Annotated in this window: 22 protein-coding genes and 2 pseudogenes; 13 read left to right on the forward strand and 11 right to left on the reverse strand. The window is 69.9% G+C overall.

The features are described 5' to 3' along the window. Positions 1 to 184: 184 nt before the first annotated feature. Both AB0C96_RS08775 and AB0C96_RS08780 read left to right on the forward strand, forming a co-directional pair. Positions 185 to 1,270, forward strand: coding sequence for a hypothetical protein (locus tag AB0C96_RS08775; protein WP_362915118.1), 1,086 nt, complete (start codon positions 185 to 187; stop codon positions 1,268 to 1,270). Between the two features lie 262 nt (positions 1,271 to 1,532). After that, positions 1,533 to 3,137 (forward strand): CocE/NonD family hydrolase, encoded by a 1,605-nt coding sequence (locus AB0C96_RS08780; protein ID WP_362915120.1) that lies wholly within the window; start codon positions 1,533 to 1,535, stop codon positions 3,135 to 3,137. 72 nt (positions 3,138 to 3,209) lie between these two features. On the opposite strand, the gene AB0C96_RS08785 is transcribed toward AB0C96_RS08780, so the two are convergent. Beyond that, entirely contained in the window at positions 3,210 to 3,848 is a 639-nt protein-coding gene (locus AB0C96_RS08785; protein ID WP_362915122.1) for a TetR/AcrR family transcriptional regulator, read from the reverse strand. Between the two features lie 209 nt (positions 3,849 to 4,057). On the opposite strand from AB0C96_RS08785, the gene AB0C96_RS08790 reads away from it, so the two are divergent. Next, on the forward strand, positions 4,058 to 5,632 hold the full coding sequence (locus AB0C96_RS08790) for an alpha/beta hydrolase (RefSeq protein WP_362915124.1): 1,575 nt from the start codon (positions 4,058 to 4,060) through the stop codon (positions 5,630 to 5,632). Between the two features lie 78 nt (positions 5,633 to 5,710). Here AB0C96_RS08790 and AB0C96_RS08795 read toward each other — a convergent pair whose 3' ends face one another. Then, positions 5,711 to 6,520: a LysR substrate-binding domain-containing protein gene (locus AB0C96_RS08795; RefSeq protein WP_362915126.1), complete on the reverse strand. Its 810-nt coding sequence runs from the start codon at positions 6,518 to 6,520 to the stop codon at positions 5,711 to 5,713. Between the two features lie 67 nt (positions 6,521 to 6,587). Here AB0C96_RS08795 and AB0C96_RS08800 point away from each other — a divergent pair, with 67 nt between their 5' ends. Both AB0C96_RS08800 and AB0C96_RS08805 read left to right on the forward strand, forming a co-directional pair. Further along, positions 6,588 to 7,484 (forward strand): NAD(P)H-binding protein, encoded by an 897-nt coding sequence (locus AB0C96_RS08800; protein WP_362915128.1) that lies wholly within the window; start codon positions 6,588 to 6,590, stop codon positions 7,482 to 7,484. Then, positions 7,481 to 8,170 (forward strand): SDR family oxidoreductase, encoded by a 690-nt coding sequence (locus tag AB0C96_RS08805; RefSeq protein ID WP_362915130.1) that lies wholly within the window; start codon positions 7,481 to 7,483, stop codon positions 8,168 to 8,170. Before AB0C96_RS08800 ends, AB0C96_RS08805 begins: the two co-directional genes overlap by 4 nt. 225 nt (positions 8,171 to 8,395) lie before the next feature. Here AB0C96_RS08805 and AB0C96_RS08810 read toward each other — a convergent pair whose 3' ends face one another. After that, entirely contained in the window at positions 8,396 to 9,544 is a 1,149-nt protein-coding gene (locus tag AB0C96_RS08810; RefSeq protein ID WP_362915215.1) for a serine hydrolase domain-containing protein, read from the reverse strand. Between the two features lie 663 nt (positions 9,545 to 10,207). Here AB0C96_RS08810 and AB0C96_RS08815 point away from each other — a divergent pair. Together AB0C96_RS08815 and AB0C96_RS08820 are read left to right on the forward strand one after the other, a co-directional pair. Next, positions 10,208 to 10,384: a hypothetical protein gene (locus AB0C96_RS08815; RefSeq protein WP_362915132.1), complete on the forward strand. Its 177-nt coding sequence runs from the start codon at positions 10,208 to 10,210 to the stop codon at positions 10,382 to 10,384. Further along, a complete protein-coding gene (locus tag AB0C96_RS08820; protein ID WP_362915134.1) occupies positions 10,381 to 11,313 on the forward strand; it encodes an AEC family transporter in 933 nt (310 codons plus the stop codon). The genes AB0C96_RS08815 and AB0C96_RS08820 overlap by 4 nt, the downstream gene beginning before the upstream one ends. On the opposite strand, the gene AB0C96_RS08825 is transcribed toward AB0C96_RS08820, so the two are convergent. Continuing rightward, complete coding sequence (locus tag AB0C96_RS08825) at positions 11,310 to 11,834, reverse strand: CGNR zinc finger domain-containing protein (protein ID WP_362915136.1); 525 nt, start codon at positions 11,832 to 11,834, stop codon at positions 11,310 to 11,312. The two genes, AB0C96_RS08820 and AB0C96_RS08825, sit on opposite strands and share 4 nt — an antisense overlap. A 536-nt stretch (positions 11,835 to 12,370) precedes the next feature. Between AB0C96_RS08825 and AB0C96_RS08830 the strand changes: the two genes are divergently transcribed. After that, complete coding sequence (locus AB0C96_RS08830; RefSeq protein WP_362915138.1) at positions 12,371 to 13,096, forward strand: dienelactone hydrolase family protein; 726 nt, start codon at positions 12,371 to 12,373, stop codon at positions 13,094 to 13,096. 157 nt (positions 13,097 to 13,253) lie between these two features. Here AB0C96_RS08830 and AB0C96_RS08835 read toward each other — a convergent pair whose 3' ends face one another. Next, positions 13,254 to 13,979, reverse strand: a complete 726-nt coding sequence (locus tag AB0C96_RS08835; protein ID WP_362915139.1) for an SDR family oxidoreductase — start codon at positions 13,977 to 13,979, stop codon at positions 13,254 to 13,256. A 104-nt stretch (positions 13,980 to 14,083) separates the two neighbouring features. Between AB0C96_RS08835 and AB0C96_RS08840 the strand changes: the two genes are divergently transcribed. Then, positions 14,084 to 14,932 (forward strand): LysR family transcriptional regulator, encoded by an 849-nt coding sequence (locus AB0C96_RS08840; protein WP_362915141.1) that lies wholly within the window; start codon positions 14,084 to 14,086, stop codon positions 14,930 to 14,932. Positions 14,933 to 15,379: 447 nt separating this feature from the next. On the opposite strand, the gene AB0C96_RS08845 is transcribed toward AB0C96_RS08840, so the two are convergent. Next, positions 15,380 to 16,684 (reverse strand): protein kinase, encoded by a 1,305-nt coding sequence (locus AB0C96_RS08845; protein WP_362915143.1) that lies wholly within the window; start codon positions 16,682 to 16,684, stop codon positions 15,380 to 15,382. A gap of 948 nt (positions 16,685 to 17,632) precedes the next feature. On the opposite strand from AB0C96_RS08845, the pseudogene AB0C96_RS08850 reads away from it, so the two are divergent. After that, positions 17,633 to 17,803, forward strand: a pseudogene (locus tag AB0C96_RS08850) (IS5/IS1182 family transposase); the annotation flags it as partial. 9 nt (positions 17,804 to 17,812) lie between these two features. Here the strand turns inward: AB0C96_RS08850 and AB0C96_RS08855 are convergent. Continuing rightward, positions 17,813 to 18,013, reverse strand: coding sequence for a hypothetical protein (locus AB0C96_RS08855; RefSeq protein WP_362915145.1), 201 nt, complete (start codon positions 18,011 to 18,013; stop codon positions 17,813 to 17,815). Positions 18,014 to 18,065: 52 nt separating this feature from the next. Beyond that, the gene (locus tag AB0C96_RS08860; protein ID WP_362915147.1) at positions 18,066 to 18,647 is read right to left on the reverse strand and encodes a helix-turn-helix domain-containing protein; all 582 of its coding nucleotides are present in this window, start codon (positions 18,645 to 18,647) and stop codon (positions 18,066 to 18,068) included. Positions 18,648 to 18,718: 71 nt separating this feature from the next. Here AB0C96_RS08860 and AB0C96_RS08865 point away from each other — a divergent pair, with 71 nt between their 5' ends. The 3 genes and pseudogenes from AB0C96_RS08865 to AB0C96_RS08875 all read left to right on the forward strand — a co-directional run. Beyond that, on the forward strand, positions 18,719 to 19,612 hold the full coding sequence (locus AB0C96_RS08865) for an NADP-dependent oxidoreductase (protein WP_362915149.1): 894 nt from the start codon (positions 18,719 to 18,721) through the stop codon (positions 19,610 to 19,612). 97 nt (positions 19,613 to 19,709) lie between these two features. After that, positions 19,710 to 20,858, forward strand: coding sequence for an NAD(P)/FAD-dependent oxidoreductase (locus AB0C96_RS08870; RefSeq protein ID WP_362915151.1), 1,149 nt, complete (start codon positions 19,710 to 19,712; stop codon positions 20,856 to 20,858). A 52-nt stretch (positions 20,859 to 20,910) separates the two neighbouring features. Beyond that, a pseudogene (locus tag AB0C96_RS08875) lies at positions 20,911 to 21,072 on the forward strand (NADP-dependent oxidoreductase); the annotation flags it as partial. Between the two features lie 277 nt (positions 21,073 to 21,349). Here the strand turns inward: AB0C96_RS08875 and AB0C96_RS08880 are convergent. From AB0C96_RS08880 to AB0C96_RS08890, 3 genes are all read right to left on the reverse strand, one after another. Further along, positions 21,350 to 21,673, reverse strand: a complete 324-nt coding sequence (locus AB0C96_RS08880; RefSeq protein ID WP_362915217.1) for an IS3 family transposase — start codon at positions 21,671 to 21,673, stop codon at positions 21,350 to 21,352. Between the two features lie 107 nt (positions 21,674 to 21,780). Then, on the reverse strand, positions 21,781 to 21,951 hold the full coding sequence (locus AB0C96_RS08885; RefSeq protein ID WP_362915221.1) for a hypothetical protein: 171 nt from the start codon (positions 21,949 to 21,951) through the stop codon (positions 21,781 to 21,783). Between the two features lie 29 nt (positions 21,952 to 21,980). Continuing rightward, complete coding sequence (locus AB0C96_RS08890; protein WP_362915153.1) at positions 21,981 to 22,793, reverse strand: universal stress protein; 813 nt, start codon at positions 22,791 to 22,793, stop codon at positions 21,981 to 21,983. Positions 22,794 to 22,878 lie beyond the last annotated feature (85 nt).

The following is a 22,878-nucleotide window of genomic DNA, read 5'->3' on the forward strand; positions in this document are numbered from 1 at the left end:
GGCGGCGGAACCGGCCATCCGCGCCCCGAGGCGTGGGCGGCCGGTTCCGCCGAACCGTAGGCGACCCGGCCGTCCCTGGGGGAGCCGGCCGGCCGACCACGCGCCGGGTCGGCGGCGTCGCGGGGACGGCGCCGCGTACGCTTCCTCCGTCGAGGCGACGGGGTGCGAGAAGGAGTGGGTCGCGGTGCGGGTGGTGTGGGGTGTCGCCGGTGCCGTCATCGTGCTCGGCATGTTCTCCTCGGTGCTGCACTCGCTGGTGATTCCGCGTCCGACGCGTTCCGGCTTCAGTCGCTTCGTCCAGCGTCTGGTGCTCCGGCCGTTTTGCCTGGTGGCCGACCGGTTGCCGAGCGCGGAGGCCAAGGACCGGGTGCTCGCTCCCATGGCGCCGCTGGCCATCGTCGTCACCCTGCTCTGCTGGCTGGTGTCGTTCATGGTGGGCTACGCGCTGCTGGAGGCCGCGGTGAGCGACCTCGGCGCCCGGGAGGCGTTGACCGAGTCGGGCTCCTCGCTCTTCACGCTCGGCTTCGCCAGCGGCAACCGCGTGACGCTGAACGCCATCGACTTCTGTGCCGCCGTCACCGGCCCGATCGTGATCGGCCTCCAGGTGGGCTATCTGCCCGCGCTCTACGGCGCCTATCAGCGCAGGGAGACCGAGGTCACCCTGTTGCAGGCCCGGGCGGGGAGCCCGGCGTGGGGGCCGGAGATCCTCGCCCGCTACGCGCAGGTGGGACTGCTGGACCAACTCACCGAGCTCTTCCGCACGTGGGAGCGGTGGAGTGCCGGGGTGAGCGAGAGCCACACCACCTACCCGATCCTGGTCCACTTCCGCTCCCCGAAGGCGCACCGCAACTGGCTGATCGCCCTGCTGTCCGTGATGGACGCCGCGGCCCTGCAACTGGCCTTCAACCCCTCGCAGTCGCAGGCCCAGGCGCGGATGGCGCTGCGGGCGGGCTTCATGTGCCTGCGCGAGATCGCCGACATCGAGTCCATCCCCTACGACCGCGACCCCCACCCGGACGATGTGCTGCGGCTGGACTACCAGGACTTTCTGCGGGGCGTGGACCGCATGACGGCCCAGGGCTATCCGATGGAACGCACACCGGAGGAGGCGTGGCCGCACTTCCGCGGCTGGCGGGTCAACTACGAGCCGCTCGCCCACCAACTGGCGCGCGCCATCGAGGCGGTGCCGGCCCCGTGGTCCGGCGCGCGCCGTACGGAGGTGGCCACCCGCGCCCCGCTCACTCCGGTCGACCGCCGCCCCCTCGGGTAGCCCGCCGACGGTCCGGACACCGAAACCTGCCTCCGAGGACGGGCCGGGCGGCCGTGGCCGACACGGCGTTACCCGCGGGTAATTTTTGGCTGATCATGATCTCACCCGGGCCGATGGCGCGCCCGTACGCTCCCAACCACCGCACGAGACGAGTGCCGCTGTGGCACCGCGGTCAGATCCCGATGGAGCAACGATGGCGCGACCCCGCCGTTTTCCCGGCAGGCAGCACGGCCGGCGCAGGACGACAACTGCCGTGCTGGTGATGGCACTTGCGCTCAGCGGTGGGCTCGCCACGCAACCCGCGTCCGCGGCCCCGCCGGCCCGCTCCGCGACCACCGCCGCCGCACACACCGCGCCCTCGTTCCGTATGGTCGACATCCCCATGAAGGACGGCATCGTCCTCAAGGCGAACGTGTTCACCCCGGCTCCCGGCACCCCCGGCGCCGACCGCGCGGGCCGCCACCCGCTGGTCGTGCAGCCGGCCAGCTGGGGCCAGAACGACCTGGAGTACGTCGCCCAGGGCAGGCAACTGGCCGCCGAGGGCTATGTCGCCGTCACCTACACCGTGCGCGGCTTCTGGCGCTCCGGTGGGGAGGTCGACGTGGCGGGGCCCAAGGACGTGGCCGATCTGTCCGCGGTGATCGACTGGGCGCTCGCCCACACGCCGGCCGACCGCCGGCACATCGGCATGCTGGGGCTCTCGCTGGGCGGCGGCCTCACCCTGCTGGGTGCCGCCTTCGACCCGCGGATCAAGGCGGTGGCCTCGTTGAGCGGCTGGGGCGACCTGGCCGACTCGCTCTACAGCGGCCGGACCCGGCACCTCCAGGCCGCCGCGCTGCTCGCCGCCATCCAGACGCCCACCGGCCGCCGGAGCCCGGAGTTCGCGCGGATGCTGGCGGACCTCTACGCCGACCGCGACCTCCCGAAGGTCGTGGCATGGGCCCGCACCCGGTCCCCGGCCACGTACGTGGACCGCATCAACGCCCACGGCACCGCCGTCTTCCTGGCCAACGCCTGGGGCGACAGCGTCTTCAACCCCAGCCAGATGACCGACTTCTACCAGCGGCTCACCGTGCCCAAGCGGCTCGAACTGCGCCCCGGGGACCACGCGACCCAGGAGCTGACGGGAATGCTGGGGCTGGACAACGCCACCTGGGCGAGCGCGCACCGTTGGCTCGACCGGCACCTCAAGGGCACCGGCGGCCGTGCCGCTGCCGACCGGCCCGTGCAACTGGACGTCCGGCCGAGCGGTACGCAGGAGAGCTATCCGGACTGGCGGGCCGTCAGCTCGCGGACCGCACACCTGCGTCTGGGCGCCCCGAACCTCCTGGGCACCGGAGCGCTGGGCGGAACGGCCGGGACCGGCTGGCGGAAGCAGGTCGCCGGTGGCACGGATTCGGGGGCCGACGGCGGGGTGGCCGTACTGTCCGGGCTGCTCGACCAGGTCGCCGCCCTGCCGCCGACCGTCGTGGTCCCGCTGCTGCCCCGTCGCTCCGCTGCCGTGTGGCAGTCGGACCCCGGTGCGGCGGTGCAGCACATCCGTGGTGCCGCGCGGTTGCACACGACGGTCACCGCCTCCGCGGCGCAGGGCACCGCGTTCGCCTATCTCTACGACGTGAACGCGCTGGGCGTGGGGAAGCTGATCTCGCACGCCCCGCAGAGCTGGTCCGGCCAGCGGCCGGGGCGTGCCTTCCCCCTCGACGTATCCCTCTTCACCACCGCCTACGACCTGCCCGCCGGGCACCGGCTGGCGCTGGTCGTGGACACCAAGGACCCGCTGTACGGGGGCCGTACGCCGCGGGGGAGCACCGTGTCGTTCGGCTCCACCGCGACCGACCCGTCCGAGCTGACGCTGCCACTGCGCTGAGATTGCCGCCGCGCTGACACCACGACGGCACATCCGCCCCCGCACATGCCGGGGGCGGACGTGCCGGGTCGTTCAGTCCTCGCGCGTGGCGTAGGCGAGCGCAGGTCCGCCCAGCATCTCCTCGACGAGGTCGAGGAGCTCCAGCAGGGCCGTGGCGATCGTGGCGGGCTTCTCGCCCGCCACGATGCGCCGGCCGATCTCGCTGTAGACCAGCGAGTGGAACCAGCCGATCTGGCTGGCCACCACGCGCGGCGTCTGGTCGTCGGGCCGGGCCCCGGTCTCCTCGACCAGGACCGCGGTGAGCGCCTCGGTCATCTGCCGGCCGAGGTGCTCCAGGCGGGCGGTGAGCGTCGGGGCGGCCCGCATCATCTCGAACACCGGGCCGAAGCCCGCGGTCAGGCCCACCGCGCGGTCGCGGCGCCGCAGTTCGTCCCGGAGCCGGGCGAGCACGGCCCCCGCCGCGGACTCTCCGGGCCGGCGGGCGCGCACGATGTCGGCCAGCCGCTGCGGGGACGCCTCGTCCGGCGGCAGCACGAGGTCTTCCTTGGCCTCGTAGTAGTTGTACAGCGTGTTGACCGAGACGTCCGCCGCCGCGGCGACCTCGGCGATGGTGACGTTGTCGAAGCCCCGCGCCACGAACAGGGCGAGGGCCGTCTCGGAGATACGCTGCCGCGTCTGCCGCTTCTTGCGCTCCCGCAGCCCTTCACTCATGGCGCGAAGTCTAATCGCACTCCCGTTTTGCAGTGCACTACGACATTGTCGCCCGCCGCCCTCAACGGGCGGGGCGGGGGCAGGAGCCGGGGCAGGCGCGGGGTCAGGGGTGGCACCAGCACCACCCCTGATCCGGAAAGTGGCTTCATTGATCACCAGGTTCGGGCCGCCGAGTATCGAAGGGACCGACACTCCTCAGAGGGGAAACCGTGCCCATACCCAGGAAATCCGTGCGCTGGGCGGCTGTTGCCGCGTCCACGCTGCTCGCAGCAGCAGCCCTGCCGCTCGCCGGGACGAACAGCGCCACGGCTGCCGACGCCTCCCCGTCGGGCGCCGTGCGCACGCCGACCCGATACCTGAACCAGAAGCTCGACTGGCAGCCCTGTGCCTCTGGTGCGCTGGAGTGCGCGGCCATGTCCGTCCCACGGGACTGGCACCACCCGGAACAGGGGCCCAGCCTCACCGTGGCGGTCTCCCGACACCGGGCAACCGATCCGGCCGGACGGCGCGGCGTGTTGATGATGGCCGCCGGCGGCCCCGGAGCCTCGGGCCTCAAGCGGCCCGCAGGACTGGCGGCCTACGCACCCAAGCTCGCCGCCGCTTACGACATCGTCGGCTTCGACCAGCGTGGTGTCGGCAGCAGCACCAAGGTGACCTGTGCCGACCAGCCGACGGTTGACGCCTACTTCTCCGGCGACAAACGCGTCCGGTCCACCGACGCGATCCGGCAGACCTTCGCCCGGGCACGCGCCTTCGTCCGCGACTGCGAACGCCACTCCGGCGGCCTGCTGCCGTTCATCACCACCGACCAGGCCGTGCACGACATGGACCTCTACCGATCCCTCCTCGGGGTCGACAAGATCTCCTACTACGGTCCGTCCTACGCCACCCTCCTCGGTGCCTACTACGCGACCGAGTTCCCCCACCGCGTGCAGCGCATGGTCCTCGACAGCAACATCGACTACACCGGCTCCTGGCAGTCGTTCATGGAAGTCCAGCCGATGAGCTTCCAGCGCCGGTTCGAACAGGACTTCCTCCCCTGGCTGGCGAAGAACGACAACGTCTACCACCAGGGTCGCACTCGCGCGGAGGCCAAGGCATCCTTCGAACGCCTGCGCCGCGGACTGCACGAGCACCCACTGGTCCTCGACGGGACGACCATCACCCCCGACCAACTGGACGTCGCCACCAGCAACGCGATCTACCAGGCCGACCCGGGCTTCGAGAAGCTCGCCTCGGCCCTGACGGTCCTGGAACACCCCGATACCGCACCGCCCGCCGCCCAGAAGGCCCTCGCCGCGGCGATGGCACATCCCATGGACGCCGACTTCGTCGCGGACTTCCTCTCCGTCGTCTGCAACGACACTCCCTGGAACCGCAGCGCCGATTACTGGATCGCGCAGAGCGACCGCGCCACGCGCAAGTACCCGCTGGTGGGCGCCCGTTCGTTGGCCTTCGCCTCGGTCTGCGCCGCCTGGCCGCACTCCCGCGCGCCACACATCCAGGTCACCGGACGGGGCCTGCCCCCCGTGCTCATGCTGAACTCGGTTCACGACCCCGCCACGTACTACGAGGGGGCACTGCGCGACCACTGGGCCCTGCCCGGCTCGCGCCTGGTGACGGTCCTCGGCGGCGGCGACCACGGGCAGTTCCAAAGCCACAACGCCTGCGTCGACGACCTGGTCGAGGGCTACCTCCTGCACGGAGCGGTCCCGGCCACCGACACCACCTGCGCCGCAGTCCCGCTCCCGGTACCGAGCAGCACAGCGGCCCGCCTGCATTAGGCACGGTCCTGATGGGTCACGGGCCGGGCGGTCCGTGACCCATCGGGCATCCCTTGGCGCCGCATCGGGCATCGCGGCTCAGGTGTGCCGCAGTGTCGCGGTGGCGATCTCCAGGAAGTCGCCCAGCAGCTTCTCGCGCCGGTCCGCTGCGACCGCCAGGCAAGTCTCCATCCCTGGGGCATCTGTGACGGGGAGGTGGGTGAGGTCGGGGCGGGAGTAGGACCGCGCGACGCTCAACGGGATGAGCGCGATGCCGTGCCCGGAGGCGATGAGCTCGAACTTCTCTTCAAGCGACGCTGTCCGCCGCTTTGGTATGTCGAGCATCCGCTCGCCGTCGAGGTCTGCGGTGGTGAGTTCCTGACGGCCCGCCAGTGGGTGCGCCACGGGCATGCAGGCGACCCTGGGCTCGTGGCCGATGGCAATGGTGCGCAAGCCCGAATCGTCGAATGGCCGCCGCAGGTAACCGACTTGGGCACGGCCGTCCCGGAGCGGCCGGTCCTGCTCCCACCAGCGTGCCGGGACGACGTCGGTCTCGACGTCCGGGTGGCGCGACGCGAACGCCCGGATCGCATCCGACACATGGAGCCCGGGGGAGAAGGCGACCACGAGCCGTTGGGCGCCCTGATCGACGTCGTGCACGCGCCGCACCGCCGCGGTGACCGACGGGAGGATCAGCTGCGCCTCCTCGTAGAGCTGAGTCCCGGCGGCGGTCAGCTCCACGCTGCGGGTGGTCCGCACGAGCAGTGCGCACCCCAACTCCCGCTCGAAAGACCTGATCTGACGACTGAGAACCGGCTGGGTGATGTAGAGCTGCTCCGCCGCCCGGCCGAAGTGCCGGTGCTCGGCCACCGTGGCGAAGTAGCGGAGCTTGCGCAGATCGAGATCCATGCCCTGAAGGTATCAATTGTCGGGAAGGGTATTGGACGCCACGGATGGCCGCCCCAAGACTTGACGCATGATCGTCATTACCGCTCCCACCGGCCAGATCGGCGGCCGGCTCCTGGAGATCCTCCTCGGCGAGACCCGCACGCGCGGCGAGGAGCTGCGCGTCATCGTGCGCGACCCCGGGAAACTTCCCGACGTGGTCCGCGCCCGCGTCGACGTCGTCACCGGCTCGCACGGCGACGCCGAGGTCGTCGACCGGGCCTTCGCCGGTGCGGACGCCGTCTTCTGGCTGGTCCCGCCGAACCCACAGGCGCAGAGCCTGGACGCCACGTACTCCGGGTTCACCCGCGCTGCCGCGAAGGCGTTCACGACCCACGGAGTCGGACACGTCGTCGGTGTCTCGGCGCTCGGCCGGGGCACCCCCGTCGCCGGCCGCGCCGGGCACGTGACGGCGTCGCTGGCCATGGACGACCTCATCGCGAGTACGGGCGTGGCCTACCGGGCGCTCGCCAACCCGACCTTCATCGACAACCTGCTGTGGCAGGTCGCCTCGATCCGCGACGACGGCGTGTTCACCGGTACCGTCACCGCTGACCGCAAGGCACCGACGGCCGCCACCCGGGACATCGCCGCGGCCGCCGCCGACCTCCTGCTCGACCGCTCGTGGACGGGGACGGGCGAGGTCCCGGTACTGGGCCCCGAGGACCTTTCGCCGAACGACCTGGCGCGCATCATGTCCGAGGTGCTCGGCCGCCCGATCCGCTACGAGCGGCAGACGCTCGACGCATTCGGCACCTCACTCGCCGGACACGGCACCGGGGACGCGCTCGTGCAGGGCTACCTCGACATGATGCGGGCCAAGGACGAGGGCCTCGACGACGGGGTGCGGCGCACCCCGCAGACCGCGAGCCCGACGACCTTCCGCGAGTGGTGTGAGCAGGTCCTCAAGCCGGCGGTCCGGGCATGAGCGCCGGGACCGCGCTCATCGTCGGGGCGTCCCGGACCCTCGGGCTCGGCCTGGCCACCGAGTACGTGCAGCGGGGTTGGGACGTCATCGGGACGGTCCGGGGCGATCGGCGCACCGGCCTGCACGACCTGGCCGAGGCATCGGATGGTCGCGTCACCGTCGAGTCGCTGGACATGACGGAGCCGGAGGAGATCGCCGCGCTACGCGAACGCCTGGCGGAGCGCACCCTGGACCTGCTGTTCGTCAACGCCGCCATCACGCGGGGCGACATTCCCGTCGGCGAGGTCCCGACGGAGATGTTCGTCGAGGTCATGGTCACCAATGCGCTCAGCCCGATGCGCGTGGTCGAATCCTTCCGCTCGCTGGTCGCGCCGACCGGGACCATCGGCGTCATGTCCTCGCGCCAAGGCAGCCTCAGCCTGAACACCCACGGCGGTCACGACGTCTACCGCGCCGGCAAGTCCGCCCTGAACCAGCTGATGCGCAGCTACGCCGCCCGCTACGCCGACGCCAGGCACACTCTGCTGCTCATCTGTCCTGGCCATGTCCGCACCGAACTCGGCGGACCGGACGCACCTCTGACCATCGACCAGTCCGTCCCGGGCGTGGTGGACACGATCGACCGCCACGGCGGTGAACCGGGCCTGAAATTCCTCAACTACCAGGATCGGCCGGTGCCCTGGTAGCACTCGTCGGAGTGACATCCCCAGCCAGGAGACGACCACAGCCCGGTGCTCCGTTCTTCTTCTGCTCAGCCTGCCTTGTGCTCGCGGTCGGCCACTACGCGAACCACAACCGAGCGTGTGGACCGGCCACGCCGAGCTCGTTGAGCTCGGCGTGGCCCGGTTCGCGTTCTACCCGATGCACGATCGGAAGGGGTCGACCCTCAAGGCGAACGGGTCCCCGGGCGTTCAGTCCGTCGGCTGGGCCGGATCGGCCTGCCCGTCGCAGAACACCTCGTTGACGAGCCTCTGCATCGCCTTCTGGAACGCCTCGCCTATGGACAGATCGGCGTCGTCCACGCAGTTCAGTGCGGCGGTCAGGGTCTTGCTGCCGTCGGGCGTGCTGTACATCAGCGCCGCGTGGCCCACGGAGGCGCCGTTGTGGAAGAGGACGGTGCCGCCGTCGGGGCCCGCGTCCTGCACGCGCAAGCCCAGGCCGAAGCCGCTCTTGGGATGCGGCGTGCACATCTCGGCCAGCAGCTTGGCCGGCAGGAGCTCGCCGCCCACCAGCGCGGAGATGAACGTGTGGAGGTCCTGGGTGGTGGAGATCATGTCACCGCCGGCGGAGATCCAGGAGGGGTTGTGGCGGGTGACGTCGACCGTCTTCTGCCGGCCGGCGTCCTCGTACCGGTAGTAGGCGTGGGCGTGCGGTTCGGGGATCTCCGGTGAGGTGTCCGGCACCACGGTGCCCGACAGGCCGAGCGGCCCCAGGATCCGCTCCTGGGTCACTTCGGCGCACGAGCGGCCGGTGACCTTCTCGATCAGCAGCCTGGCCAGCACGTAGTTGGTGTTGGAGTAGCTCCAGTCCGTCCCCGGCTCGAACCGTGCCGGCTTGGACAGCGCCAGCCGTACCAGCTCCTCGGGCTGGTAGGACTTGAACCGGTTGTCCACCCACTCCTGACCCGTGGTGCTGTAGGGGATGGGGATCCCCAGCGCGACCGTCCCGTCGTCGTAGACCTCGCCGCTGAAGTTGAACACCCCGCTGGTGTGCTGCAACAGCATCCGCACCGTGATCCGCTCGTCCAGCCCGAACTCGGGAAGATAGTCCGCCGCCGGGATGTCCAGTCCGATCTTTCCTTCGGCCACCAGTTGCAGCACCAGGGTCGCGGTGAAGGTCTTGGTGTTGCTGCCGATCCGGACATGCCCGTTCGTCGGCGGCTTCGCGGCCCCGCCCAGCTCGGCCGCCCCGGCGCTGCCGACCCACTCGCCCCGCTCATCGTGCACGCGCAGCGACACCCCGACGAAACCGGAATCGACGATCTCCTCGATCGCTTTTTGCAGCTCCGGGCGATCCTGCCCGGCAGCGGCGTCGAGGGCGGCAGTGATCTTTCGGGCCATCTCGGCCGTGGTGGTGCTGGGCTTGTCCGGGTGGACCTGGGCGGCTTCGACGGCGAGGAGGATGGTGCTGCGGAAGTTGTCGGCTTCTGCCGGAGCTTGCTTGCCGAGCAGCTTCATGGCTGCGGTCAGGGCCGGCAGTACCCGGTCGGCGAGTTCGGCGACGGTCCTGGCCTTCAGTTCGATGTCCTTGGCCTTCGCGGCGAGCACGTGCCCGACCAGACCGGTCGCCGACGTCAGGGCGATCGAGGCACTCGTGGCGGCCTTGCGGGGCGAGTCGGTGGCGGCGGCCATCAGCGACAGGGCACCGTACGCGGCGGTCCGAAGGGTGCTCTTGTCCTGGTCGGAAAGGATGTTGGGCATGGTGTTCTGCTCCTTCAAATCTGTCATGTCCGGATGCGTCGCGCCGCTGCGACGAGCTTCCACCCCGCCCCAAGGTCAACCTCAACCGTGATCTGGCTCACGGCTGCTTTGGGGGCCCGTCCTGCTGGGTCCTCTCACGGAAACCCTGTAATGGTTGTCATGCCTGGCGGTGTTACCGCAGCCTGTCGGCATGCACTCTTCGACACCCAGTGCCCAGGGCACCGGCTCTTCCCACCCCCACCAGCGAGACGGAACGGCCAGCGGTTCTACGGATGTTCCGTTCGCCTTGGGCAGGGATGACCGGTGACTGGCGGCCCGGTGGCACCTTCCAGTTCACCCGTCCTGGAGAGGGCCCACCGCGCGGTCGAGTACCGCGCGGAAGGCCGTCGCATCACCGCCGTACAGACGCAGAACTGCACGCAGACGGCGACCGTCAGCCAGATCGCCGCTGTCGCCACGCTGGACGGGATCCCGACGTGATCGCACTGACCGTCGAGGCGCTGATCCCGGTCATCCTGATGATCGCGCTGGGTCACGCGCTCAGGCGATCGGTGATCACGGCCGAGGGCTTCTGGTCCGAAGCCGAGCGCCTCGGCTATCACGTGCTGCTGCCGGCCCTGTTCCTGCACGGCCTGGCGACGGCCGACACCGACAAACTGCCGGTACGGGCCCTGGCAGGCACTCTGATCGCGTCCACGGTGGCAGTCGCCGTGCTGGTCATCGCCTTCAGGCCCATGATGCGCCTGAAGCACGACGGCTTCACCTCGGTGTTCCAGGGCAGCGTCAGGTTCAACAACTACATCGGCGTGACCATCGCCGCAGGCCTGTACGGCACCCAGGGCGTCGCCACCGCCGCGGTCTGCAACGCGGCGATCGTACCCACGGTCAATGTCCTGTGCGTGCTGGTCTTCGCGCGGTTCGGGAGCGCACGCCTGCGCCTTACGGGCATCGTCAAACAGCTGGTGACCAACCCGCTCATCCTCGCCTGCGCAGCAGGCATCCTCCTCCAGGCACTCGATCTGCGCCTGCCGCCGGGCATCGAGCCGGCGCTCCGGGCACTCGGAGCCGCCTCGATGCCGCTGGGGCTGCTGTGCATCGGCGCCGCGCTGCGGTTCGGTGCGGCACGGTCGTGGACGGCGCCGATCCTCACGTCGTCATCCGTCAAGTTCGCTCTCATGCCCGCCGCGACCTTCCTGGCGGCTCGGACGGTCGGCCTGGACTCCCAGGCGCTGATCATCGCCGTGCTCTTCCAGGCTCTGCCCACGGCATCGTCCTCGTACATCATGGCGAGGCAACTCGGCGGCGACGCACCGCTGATGGCCGGGATCACCGCGACGCAGACACTTCTGGGCATCGCCGCCGTCCCGCTCGTCCTGGCACTGGTCTGGCACACAGCGCCTGCAACCTAGCGTCGCTTCATGCGGTGGCGGCGGACCGCATCGGTGTTGGCGCAGCGCGCGCAGCAGTAGGCGCGGCGACCGTTGCGGCTGGTGTCGACGAAGGCGGTCCGGCAGGAGTCCAGAGCGCAGACGCCCAGCCGTTCCCCCTCGGCCTCCATGGTGAAGATGGCCAGAGCTCCTGCGGTCACGGCTTTCACACGGCTTCGGACGTCCTGGCCGTCCGGTGCGAAGTGCAGATGCGGCCGCAAGTCGTCATGCGTGGTCAGGTACACGCTGCCAGCGCCCTCCGCGAGCAGAGCGTTGATCATCTCGCACCGTTCGCCCTGCGAGGCAGCCTCGAAAACGGGCCTCAAACGCCGCGACCACGCCCTGATCTCCTCACCGGCCGAGCCAGTGACACGCGAACGCCGGATCGCATGCTCCCGCAGTGCCCGCTCCAGCGCCTCGGCCCCCCAGGAACCACTCGACTCGAGATTCACCAGCGAAACGGCCAGACGGACCCCGACCATGTTGTCATGCTCAAACTTCACTCAACCATTGCAACACATGTCGGACCCGGGGCGATGGTCCGGCTGCGTCGGGAGCACCGTGTACCACGCCGTGAACGCTGGGGACCAAGTCGAGCGGCCCGGTCGAAGACGGCCGCGGTCTGGCCTGGCTCGCGCAACGGTCTGGCTCGCGCAACGAAGGGAAGTCGATGTCGGTCGGTACGCATGTCCCTTCGTGGCGACGGTCGTTCGGTGAGCCCCTCGTAGCGGGTCACACGGATCCACCTGCGTCCCGCCGCGCCGCCTGGATGCACGGACGGGGGTATGGCGCGCAACGCAGTCGCGTAATGGGAGTGACGGAGTCGGGTCTCTTCTGTTCCGGGGACTGGCGGCCAGAACAGAGGTGCACGACATGACATGTGCAAGGGGTCGTCTTGTGGGTCGCACGGAAGTCACGGAAGTGACGGCGGCACGAGCCGGGTTGGCCGCCGGCTCGGTGAGCGGTGCGGGACAGGCCACCGTCTGCCAGCAGTGAACACCGGTCCGGCCGGGCTCGACGGCAACTACAGTCCAGTCTCATGACGACGTTCACAACGCGTACGGTCGAATACCAGGCCGACGGCTTGACGATGATCGGACACCTCGCGCTCCCCGCCGGTGCCGACCGCCGGCCCGCAGTCCTGATCGGGCCCGAGGGGACGGGGCTCAGCGACGTCGAGCGCCGCCGGGCCGATGCCCTGGCCGAGCTGGGATACGTGGCGCTGGCCTTCGACCTCCACGGCGGGCGCTATTTGGGCGACCCCGAGGAGATGCTGGCCCGTTGCATGCCGCTGCTCGCCGACCCCGACCGGATGCGGGGCATCGGCCACGCGGCGCTCGACGTGTTGCGTGGCGAACCGCGGACCGACCCCGACCGGATCGCCGCCGTCGGCTACGGCACCGGGGGCGCCATCGCGCTGGAACTCGGGCGCGACGGCGTCGACCTGCGCGCGATCGCGACAGTCAACGGGCTGATCACGGGCCGACCGGGCGAGGCGGCGCATATCCGCTGCCCGGTATGGGCCGGGGTCGGGTCGGAAGACCTGATCATGGCGCCCGCGCAACGGGAGGCGTTCACCGCCGAGATGCAGGCCGCGGGCGTCGACTGGCGCCTCGTGGTCTACGGCGGAGCCCTGCACGCCTTCCACCACCCAACGGTCGACCACACCGTGCGCCCCGGCGTCGGCTACCACCCGCTGCACGCACAGCGGGCCTGGTGCGACATCGTCGACCTGCTCGCCGAGTGCCTGCCGGTAACGGAGTGATCTGGTGGGCTCCTGACGCTCACTCCTGCCTGCCGTCGTCGGCCTCGTCCAGCTCGGGGACGACGGCGGAGCCGATCCGGCCGGACGCGCCGGTCAAGAAGATACGTATGGGCCCCTGTGGTCGATGGTGCGTCAATGCCGTTCACCGGCATTCGGGTCACCAGGGCACTTCCCCCGCGTCGTCGAAGAAGCCGCCGGTGGAGCCGTCATCGGGCAGGGTCGCGAGCCGGATCGCGATCGCCGCGCCCTGCTCCGGGGTGCGCACGCCGCGAAAGCCGTTGAGGTCGGTTGCGCAGAAGCCGGGGCAGGCGGCGTTGATCAGGATGTTCGTGTCGCGCAGCTCCTTGGCGTACTGGACGGTGACGGCGTTGAGGAAGGTCTTCGACGGCGCGTAGGCGACGGCGATCGGGCCTGTTTCGGCGCCGGGAGTGGTCTGCCGGGTGAGGGAGCCGACACTGCTGGACATGTTCACGATCCGCGGCGACGCCGAGCGGCGTAGCAAGGGCAGCATCGCGTTGGTGACGCGGATGACGCCGAGCACGTTGGTCTCCACGGCCGCTCGCACCGTCGCGACGTCGACGGTGGTGGGCATCTGTGGCGCGCCGCCGGTTATCCCGGCGTTGTTGACGAGCACGTCGAGGCGTCCGGCGCGGTCCTCGATCAGCCCGGCGGCTGCGGTCACGCTCGCGTCGTCGGTCACGTCGAGCGGTACGCCGAACGCGTCGACGCCAGCCGCCCGCAGCTTCGCCACGGCGCCCTCGCGACGCTCCTCGTCCCGGGCGCCGACACCAACCTTCCAACCGAGGGCGCCCAGACCGGCCGCGATCTCATACCCGATTCCCTTGTTCGCGCCGGTCACCAGCGCGATCGTCTGTTCACTCATGCGGCCAATCCTGTCCGGGAGCAGCGGGAGCCGGCCAACACCGATTGGGTGGGCAGCGATACCGCGTGGGTATCGATACTGGTGGGGGTCGGTACCATGACAGCGTGGAGACACGGGAGTTGAGGTACTTCGTCGCCGTCGCCGAGGAGCTGCACTTCGGGAGGGCCGCGCAGCGGCTCGGGATCGCGCAGCCCCCGCTGTCGCGGGCGATCCACCAACTCGAACGACGTCTCGGGGCGGCGCTGCTGGAACGCACCAGCCGCACGGTCACCCTGACGGAGGCCGGGTCGGTGCTCCTGCGGGAGGCCCGAGCGGCGCTGGACGCGGTCGAGGCCGCCGAGCGTCGCACCCGTCGCGCCGCCCTCGCCGCGGCCGGCCACGCCGGCGTGGTCCTCGCCACGAAGGCCGGCGCGTCCAGCGAACTGCTGGCGAAACTGCTCGACGCCTACGCAGCCGAACCCGATGCGGTCACCGTCGACCTGCTCCTGTGCGGCCCCGCCGAGCAGGAACGACTGCTGCGCGACGGCCGGGCCGACGTGGCCCTGCTGCACCGGCCGTTCGACTCAACAGTCGGGTTCGACACCGAAGAACTCCGCACGGAGGGACAGGTCGTGATCCTGCCGGCCGGGCATCCCCTCACCGCCCGGACCCACGTGCGGCTGACCGATGTCACCGAGCTGCCCGGCCTGCCGATGCCGCGCTGGCCCGGCCGAGACGGCACGTACCCGGACGGCCCCGGTCCGCAGGTTCGGGACCACGCGCAGCTGCTCCAGCTGACCGCGCTCGGCCGCGCTTGCTGGATCGCGCCGGAGTCGTGCCGAGCCCAACTGCGCGACGACCTCGCCGCCGTGCCGGTGCTTGACGCACCGACGGTGACGACCCTGATCGCATGGCCGCCCCACAGTCGGTCCCGAGCCGTCGCCGGCCTCGTCCAGGCCGCGACACGTCTTTGAAAGCACCTGAAGCGATCACTCAGCTCTCCTCGGCAGGGCTGCACCACGCGCGCAGAACGCACGTGCCTCCGGCTTCTACGAGGTTGTTGCGGCCCGGTGGCTCCTCGCACGGGGGTGCCGGCTTCGGGATGTGGTTCACGAAGTCCACGAGCAGTGCGCAGAAGCTCGCGGGCTGCTCCAGTGGAGAAGGTGTCCATCCGCTCCACCGCTGCTGAACTGGGCCGCATTGCTCTGTCGGCCGAAGGAGAGGAACGCGATGTCGACGCCTCTCCCGGTGTGCGCAGGTTTGCTGTGCCTCGTATCCGGAATCACTTGACTACAAGTGGGATCGATTCCGTCGAGATCATCGGCCTCCATGCGGCGCTGTTGGCTCGCCGGTGGCCTCCGGCCAGGGGCTGACTCATGGAGCCCAGGTCAGTCCTCGTCGTGACCTTCCTACGTTTGCTCTCATTTGTAACCCTTTCCCCCCTTTCTCCTCTCTTCCTCCCTCTTCGTCCGCTCTTCCCTCTGGGGCTTGTCCTCCGCGTCGGAGTAGCCGTCGTCGACTCCACGGGTCGTTGTTCGGGCCGTACTGGGCTCCGGGGCTGACGGCGTTGTGGGAGCGGGACGCATCGTGGGTGGCGGGTCCGTTCGTGGGGTCTCCGCTGAGCTGCGGTCGGGGGCGAACCAGACCATGCCGATGAGCATGGCGGCCAGGAAGGCCGTCGCTCCGGCGACGATTCCCAGCACCTTCGGCCGTGCTGACAGGAGCTCGCGAACGGCGGGACGGTGCCGGGCGCGGTCGGTACGTCCGGTGGCGCTCGGCAGCATGTACGTGGTCGCGGGGCTTGGACCGGCTGCGGGAGCGCGGTCCTGACCGAGCGGTCGAGGTGGTGCTGGCTGGCCCGGAGGCACTGACTGCCGCTGGGGTGACGGTGCGGCGGCGGGCAGGGGCTCGGGGTTCCCCAGCCATGCGTCCGAGGCGAACCAGTTGGCGGCCTGCTGTGCGGTGGGTCGGTCCTCGGGTTGCTTGGCGAGAAGGCTGAGCAGGTAGTTCTCGAAGGCGGGCGGCATCTGGGCGCCGAGCTGCCGGGGCGGTACGGGGGCGGCTTCCAGGTGCTGGTGGAGGATCGCGAGGGCAGTGTCGGCCTGGAAGGGCGGGTCTCCGACGAGTAGTTGGTACAGGACGCAGCCGAGGGAGTACACGTCGGAGGCCGGGCTGGCGGGCCGGCCCAGGGCGCGCTCAGGTGCGAGATAGAGGCTGGTGCCGACGATCTGTCCGGCGACGGTGAGCGCGGTGGCGGGGTCGTCGAGGAAGCGCGCGATACCGAAGTCGCCGATTTTGAGGGTGTCGTCGGGGTCCAGGAGGAGGTTGCCGGGCTTGATGTCCCGGTGCACGATGCCCTGGTGGTGGGCTGCTGCGAGTCCGGCCGCGGCCTGGGCGACGATGCGGGCGACGCGTTCGGCGGCGAGTGGGCCGGTGGAGTCGAGGCGACGGGCGAGGCTGTCGCCCTCGACCAGCTCCATCACGAGGTAGGGGCGGCCTTCGTGGTCTCCGAAGTCGAGAACACCGACCACATAAGGGTGGTTGAGCTGGCCGGCGGTCTGTGCCTCCAGGCGGAAACGGGAGGCGGCGGTGAGATCGGACTCGTGGGTGAGCAGGAGTTTCACGGCCACTGGTCTGCCGAGCATCTCGTCGAATGCCCGCCAGACTTCCCCCATCGCACCCCGTCCGATCGGGGCGTGCAGCCGGTAGCGGCCAGCTAGCAGCATCTGCGTTTCATCCTCATGTTGTGAGACGACTCAACCGCCGCAGGCCGTACGTCACCGTGTCGGGCGCGCGTGGTGGTGGGGGTGCCGCAGCGGGACAAGCGTACTGGGCATGGCGTCGGCGACTGGAAACGGTCCGTCAGGATCCGACGGCAGAGCAGGCATTCGGCCGGGTGCGGGCTCGTGATGACCGGTGGACCACGGCGGGTGGGAGAGGGGCGAGCTTCTTCGCCGTGCTGATTGCGGCGGCGAGCCGTTCGATGGCGGGGCATGGCCGCCGTAGCTGAAGCGCTCCTCCGTCGACCAGGGGGGTGGCCTGCCCGCTCTGGGCGGTCGGCAGTTGGTGCCAGGTGGGTTTCTCGTCGAGCTGCTTGTTTCCCGCGTCGGAGAACGTGGTTTCGCGGTACCTGGTTCGGAGTACGCGCACGCTCGCACACGGAAACATGGCCTGGCAGCTATGGACGTTCTGTGGTGTCCCGTCCCCACTGACGTGGTTCGTGTCTCGCGCGATCGGGTTCAGCGACAGAGCTCCATGATGGTGTCGTCGAAGTTGGGGAACTCGTGTGTGGCCTGCTCAATCACGGAGGCTGCCGGTGCGCGGCGGTCTGGTGCGAACCGTTCCGCGACAAGGGCCTGTGTGGCATCAGCGTGCCGGCATCCACGTTACGAAGAGCCTGCCTCACCCGGGACGGGTTCGGCGGTCATGCCCCTATCAGCGGTCTGCCAATGCCTCCGAAGCCCGGTGACTCCACCTTTTCGATCATGGTCGACTGGGGATCTACGTCATGCTGGGATCGGAGGCCGGGAGCCCCGTTGCGGGGCCACGAAGAAGGTAACGGGGATCTCCGGAAGGAGCCGCCCGGTGGAATCTTCAGTGAGCCGGCCGATCACGGGCTCGGACGCGATCCCGGTCCCCGCGGACCGGATTCGCAACCGGCAGAAGCTTGGCTCCGCGGCGGTCGGCCGCCGAAGTTCGACAAGACCGACCACCGCGAACGTCACGCGGTCGAATGCGGGATCAATCGACTCAACCACCACCGCGCGGTGGCAACGAGATACGACAGGCTTGCCGTTCGCCACGAGGCGACCGTGCTGGTCGCGACCAGCAACGAATGGCTGTGACCAGCACCTTCACGACAGGCCCTGGGCGAGGTTGTCGGTGACGCGCTGGAGCACGGAGACCGCAGTCGCGTACTCCTCCGCCGTGATGTCGCCGAGGAGCTCCGCGCGCACCCGGTCCATGTGTTCCTTCGCCGTCGCCAGGCCCTCGCGGCCCTGTTCCGTGAGGGTCAGCCGGCCGGCCGTGCCGATGTCGAGCCAGCCCCGGTGCACGAGGGCGTCGGCGGAACCAGAGTTCGTGCTGGGGCCCCGTCCGGCTCTGGATTCACTGCTCGCCAGCAGCCTCCCAGGCCGCGTCGATCATCTGAAAGATCTCGTCCAGCGCGGCCTCCGGGTCGGCCGCCTCGCGGGCCAGCGCAAAGGCGTCGATCACAAACCTCGCGATCGTCCGGCAGGCCGTTTCGCTCTGTGACAGGTCGGGATCGGCGACGAGGGCCGTGGCCAGCGACTCCGCGTGGCGCAGCCGCATCGACTCCTCGTACTCGCGCAGGGCACGTGACGCGTCGATCATGCGGTAGATCGGGGCGGCGCCGTCCCCCGTGCAGTGCCGGACCATGGCCTGGATCTCGCGGCGCAGCGCGGGGATGAGTGGCTCGTGCGGCCCCCGGCCGGTGACCGCCTGCGTGAGGCGCTGCTCGAAGTTCTCGTCCTGCTCGAACACCAGGGCCTCTTTCGAGGCGAAGTGGGAGAAGAGCGTGGTGACGGCCACGTCGGCCTCGGCGGCCACGTCACGGATGCCCACCGCTTCGTACCCGCGCTCCAGGAAGAGCCGCAGGGCGGTGTCGGCGATCTTCTGGCGGGTCGCGGCCTTCTTGCGTTCGCGGCGTCCGGTCGTCGGCACGGTCATGTCGATGACACTACCAAATCCAAAGGAATAGCAGTTCCTAAACAATAACCGTTAGTGTTACGGTCGGCCGCATGAAGAGAGTGAGCTTCGCCGAGTTCGGCGGTCCCGACGTTCTCCACCTCGAAGACGCCGAGGAGCCCCATGCGGGCCCCGGCCGGATACGCGTCGCCGTGCGGGCGGCGGGCGTGAACCCGGTCGACTGGCGGATCCGTGAAGGCCAGTTCCAGAAGGTCCACCCGGTCGAGTTGCCTGCCGGAGTCGGGCAGGACGCCGCCGGGGTGGTGGACCAGGTCGGCGAGCACGTCGAAGGGGTCGAGGTCGGTGACCGCGTGTTCGGGCGGGGCTCGAGCACGTATGCCGAGTTCGCCGTCCTCGCGGCCTGGGCCCGTATGCCCGGGGGCCTGACCTTCGAAGAGGCGGCCGGGTACCCCTCCGTCGTGGAGACCGCGCTGCGCATCATCGGTCAGGCCGGTGTGCGGTCCGGGCAGACGCTGCTGGTCAGCGGCGCGTCCGGGGGAGTCGGATCGGCGGTCCTCCAGATCTGCCGCGAGCGGGGCATCACGGCGATCGGCACGGCCGGAGCCGCGAATCAGGAGTATCTGCGGAGCCTGGGCGCCCTCGCCACGACGTACGGCGAGGGCTGGGTCGAGCGGGTGCGGCGGCTCGGACAGGTTGACGCGGCGCTCGATCTGGCCGGGTCGGGCGTGATCCGCGAGCTCGTCGAGCTGACCGGGGATCCGCGGAGGGTGGTCTCCATCGCCGACCTGGGTGCGCCGGAGCTCGGTGCCCGGTACTCCGGCGTGACCGGGAACGTTCCGGAAGCGCTCGCCGAGGCCGTCCGCCTCATCACGCGGGGAAAGCTCCACATCCCGGTCGAGAAGTCGTACCCGCTCGCCGAGGCCCCGGCGGCACACATCGACAGCCGGGCCGGTCACACGCGCGGGCGCCGGGTCATCGTCATCTGAGCCGTTCCCTGCCCGGTCTCACGGCCCGGCGAGCTGCCTTCCTTCCAGCGATCCTGCCGGGGCCCACCCGGCGGGTGTGCGACACGCAAGGAGCCCCATGCACACTCCTGTCACGATCATCGGCGCCGGACTCGGCGGCCTCGTCCTGGCCCGCGTGCTGCACCTCCACGGCATCCCGGTCACGGTCTACGAGGCGGAGTCCTCCCCGACGGCGCGTTCGCAGGGCGGGATGCTCGACATCCACGACCACAACGGCCAACTCGCCCTCAAGGCAGCCGGACTGATGGACGAGTTCCGCGGCCTCGTCCTGGAGGGCCACCAAGCGATACGGCTCCTGGACCGCAACGGAACCGTCCTGTTCGACAAGGCCGACGACGGCACGGGCCAAAGCCCCGAGGTGCAGCGCGGCGAGCTGCGACAGATCCTGCTGGACGCACTCCCCGACGGCACCGTCCGATGGGGCCGCAAGGCCACTGGCGTCCGCGCCCTCACCGAGGGCCGCCACGAGGTGACCTTCGCAGGCGGCGCCGCCGTCGTCACGAACCTGCTGGTCGGCGCGGACGGCGCATGGTCACGAGTCCGACCGCTGCTCTCCGACGCCACACCCGAATACGTCGGCCGGTCCTTCGTCGAGACCTACCTGCACGACGCCGACACCCGGCACCCGGCCGCCGTGACAGCGGTCGGCGGCGGGACACTCGTCGCGCTCGACCCGGACGGGCACGGGAAGTGGCTCGTGGCTCACCGGGAGAAGAGCGGGGTCCTCCGCACCCACATCACACTGGCCAAGCCGCAGGACTGGTTCGCCACCATCGATTTCACCGATGCCGCCGCAGCCGCCGAGCGGATCGCGGAGGAGTACGACGGCTGGGCACCAGAACTCACCGCCCTGATCACCGCCGGCCAGACCGCGCCGGTCCTGCGCCCCCTCCACGCCCTGCCGGTCGGGCACCGCTGGGACCGGGTGCCGGGAGTGACCCTGCTCGGCGACGCCGCCCACCTGTCAACCCCCAACGGCGAAGGCGCCAACCTGGCCATGCAGGACGGTGCCGAACTCGGAAAGGCCCTCGCCGCACACCCCGACGACATCGAGTCCGCCCTCACCTCATACGAACAAGCGCTGTTCCCCCGCAGCGCCGCGGCCGCCGCCGAAGTCGCCCACAACCCCACGCCCCAGGACGTGATCGATTTCTTCACCGACCGAGAACACGAGAACCGCGGGAATCTGACAGTGCCTCAAACGTGAGCGATTGCAAGCTCTCTTGCTGAACGACTTACTACGCGTACGGAGGTTGTCCGTGTTTGCTATGCAATACCACCGCTACGGCGGTTCCGAAGTCCTCTGCATGGAGGAGGTCGAAGAGCCGCACGCCGGGCCCGGTCAGGTCCGCATCGCGGTGCGTGCCACCGGCGTCACCCCCGTTGACTGGTACCTGCGCTCAGGGATGCTGCGGGACATCGTCAGGTGGTGGTCCGCCGACCGGACCGTTCTCGGTGATCAGGCGACAGCACTTCTGGCTGGATCAAGGCAACGATCCCGGTTCCGGCAGACCAAGTGCGCCGCAACAGCCCCCAAGGGCCAGTGGGTCCTGAGAAACTGCTGATGGAGGCCGCTGTGGCTCGCTATGTCATGCCCGTGTGCGAGGGCGGGTCGTTTCTCGAGTTCGTTGCGGGCGGCTGTGGCGACCTCGGGGATGGTGACGTGATCGAAGCCGCGCTCCGTGAAGAGGTCGACGGTCACTTCGGTGGTGTGTTGCTGTGGCTGTGGGTTCTTGGGTTCCCGGAGTCCTCCGCCCCTAACCGATGGCTGAACGGACCGTAAGGTGGCGGGAATTGCGTCGGGAGCCAAGGGGTGGTTGTGCGATGTTGTCGTCGGCGGTGCAGGCCGGTGAGCCCGGCGACCCGCATCAGCTTGGCGATGCGTCTGCGGCCGCAGGTAGTGCCCTCGCGTTGGAGGACGGCGTGGATGCGCGGGGCCCCGTAGGTGCCGCGGGACTGCTCGTGGACGGCGGTGATCTGCTCGGTCAGCTCCGCGTCGCGGACCGCCCGGGGGCCGGGTATGCCGGCGCGTCGGGCGTAGAAGGCGGCTCGGGAGTCTTCAGCAGTTCACATGCGCGTTTGACGCTGTGGCCGCCCCGTTTCTCCCGCCTCGATGAACGGGTGCACCGTCACCGGGTCTCCTTCGCGAAGAAAGCCGTGGCCCGCTTGAGGACTTCCACGTCCTCCCGCAGCCGGCGGTTCTCCCGCCGTAGCGTGGCCAGTTCCTCGCGTTCGCTGCTGGTCAGGCCGTCGCGCTCGCCGGCATCTTTCCGCGTTCGATGGTGAACTCGGTGTCGCACAGGTCCCGGTGGTGCTAGGTCAGTCGGCGTCAGCAGACGGTCCCGTAGCTGTTGGAACGACGCCGGGGTGATGCGCACCAGCTCCTTGGCCGCAGATGGCTGGCGGGCTGTCCGACGACGGCCTGCTCGATCACGTCCACCGTCGGGAACCTCTCGCGCCACGGCCGGAGCGTTCTGCGCAGGGATTCCGTCTGCGCGGCCTCAAAACCGGCTGCCCAGTTGACGTTCGCGCCGGCGCCGTACGCGCCGTAGTACCCGGGAGGGTTCCAGCCGTGTAGCACCAGCAGGGGAGCAGCTCGCAATGCTGCGGCGTCGAACGAGAAACGGATCACTTCTTCACAGGGGCGGACGAGGTCCAGCCCGAGGACCACCGGTCGTGGGGACGTGGCCGTCGGCCCTCGCCCGACGGCCTTGTCCTCATCTGCCCCCGGGGCGCGGACCAGCACGACGGGTCGCTCGGTGCGTGCCACCGTGGCCATGGCAACGGAACCGAGCAGGAATCCGGCGAGCCTGCCGACACCGGCGGTGCCCATCACCAGCAACGCGGCTTCTGCGGCTGCTGCACACAGCATTTCCGGTGGCGGCCCGGTCAGTAGGTCTGCCGTGATGTCGAGATCCGGGTAGTGGCGGTGCAGCTGGGCGGTGACCTCATGAGGAACCCCCTCGGACCAGCGCCGAGCGGCCTCCGGCCCCATGGGCGGTGCATGCGCAAAGGGCTGCCACTCCCATGCATGGACGAGCCGTAGGGGCACGCCTCTGAGCTGCGCCTCCCGGGCGCCCCAATCCGCGGCGGCGAGGCCCGCAGCTGATCCGTCCACACCGACAGTGACGGGATGCGTCATGGCGTATCTCCAGTCAGGCCGAGAGCTTCGTTCGCTTCACACGCTTGTCGGAGAAGGGGGTTCCGGGGAAGGGCCGCAGGGTCCC

It is taken from the genome of Streptomyces sp. NPDC048506 (genome assembly GCF_040651315.1).
In the GTDB taxonomy this organism is placed as follows: domain Bacteria; phylum Actinomycetota; class Actinomycetes; order Streptomycetales; family Streptomycetaceae; genus Streptomyces.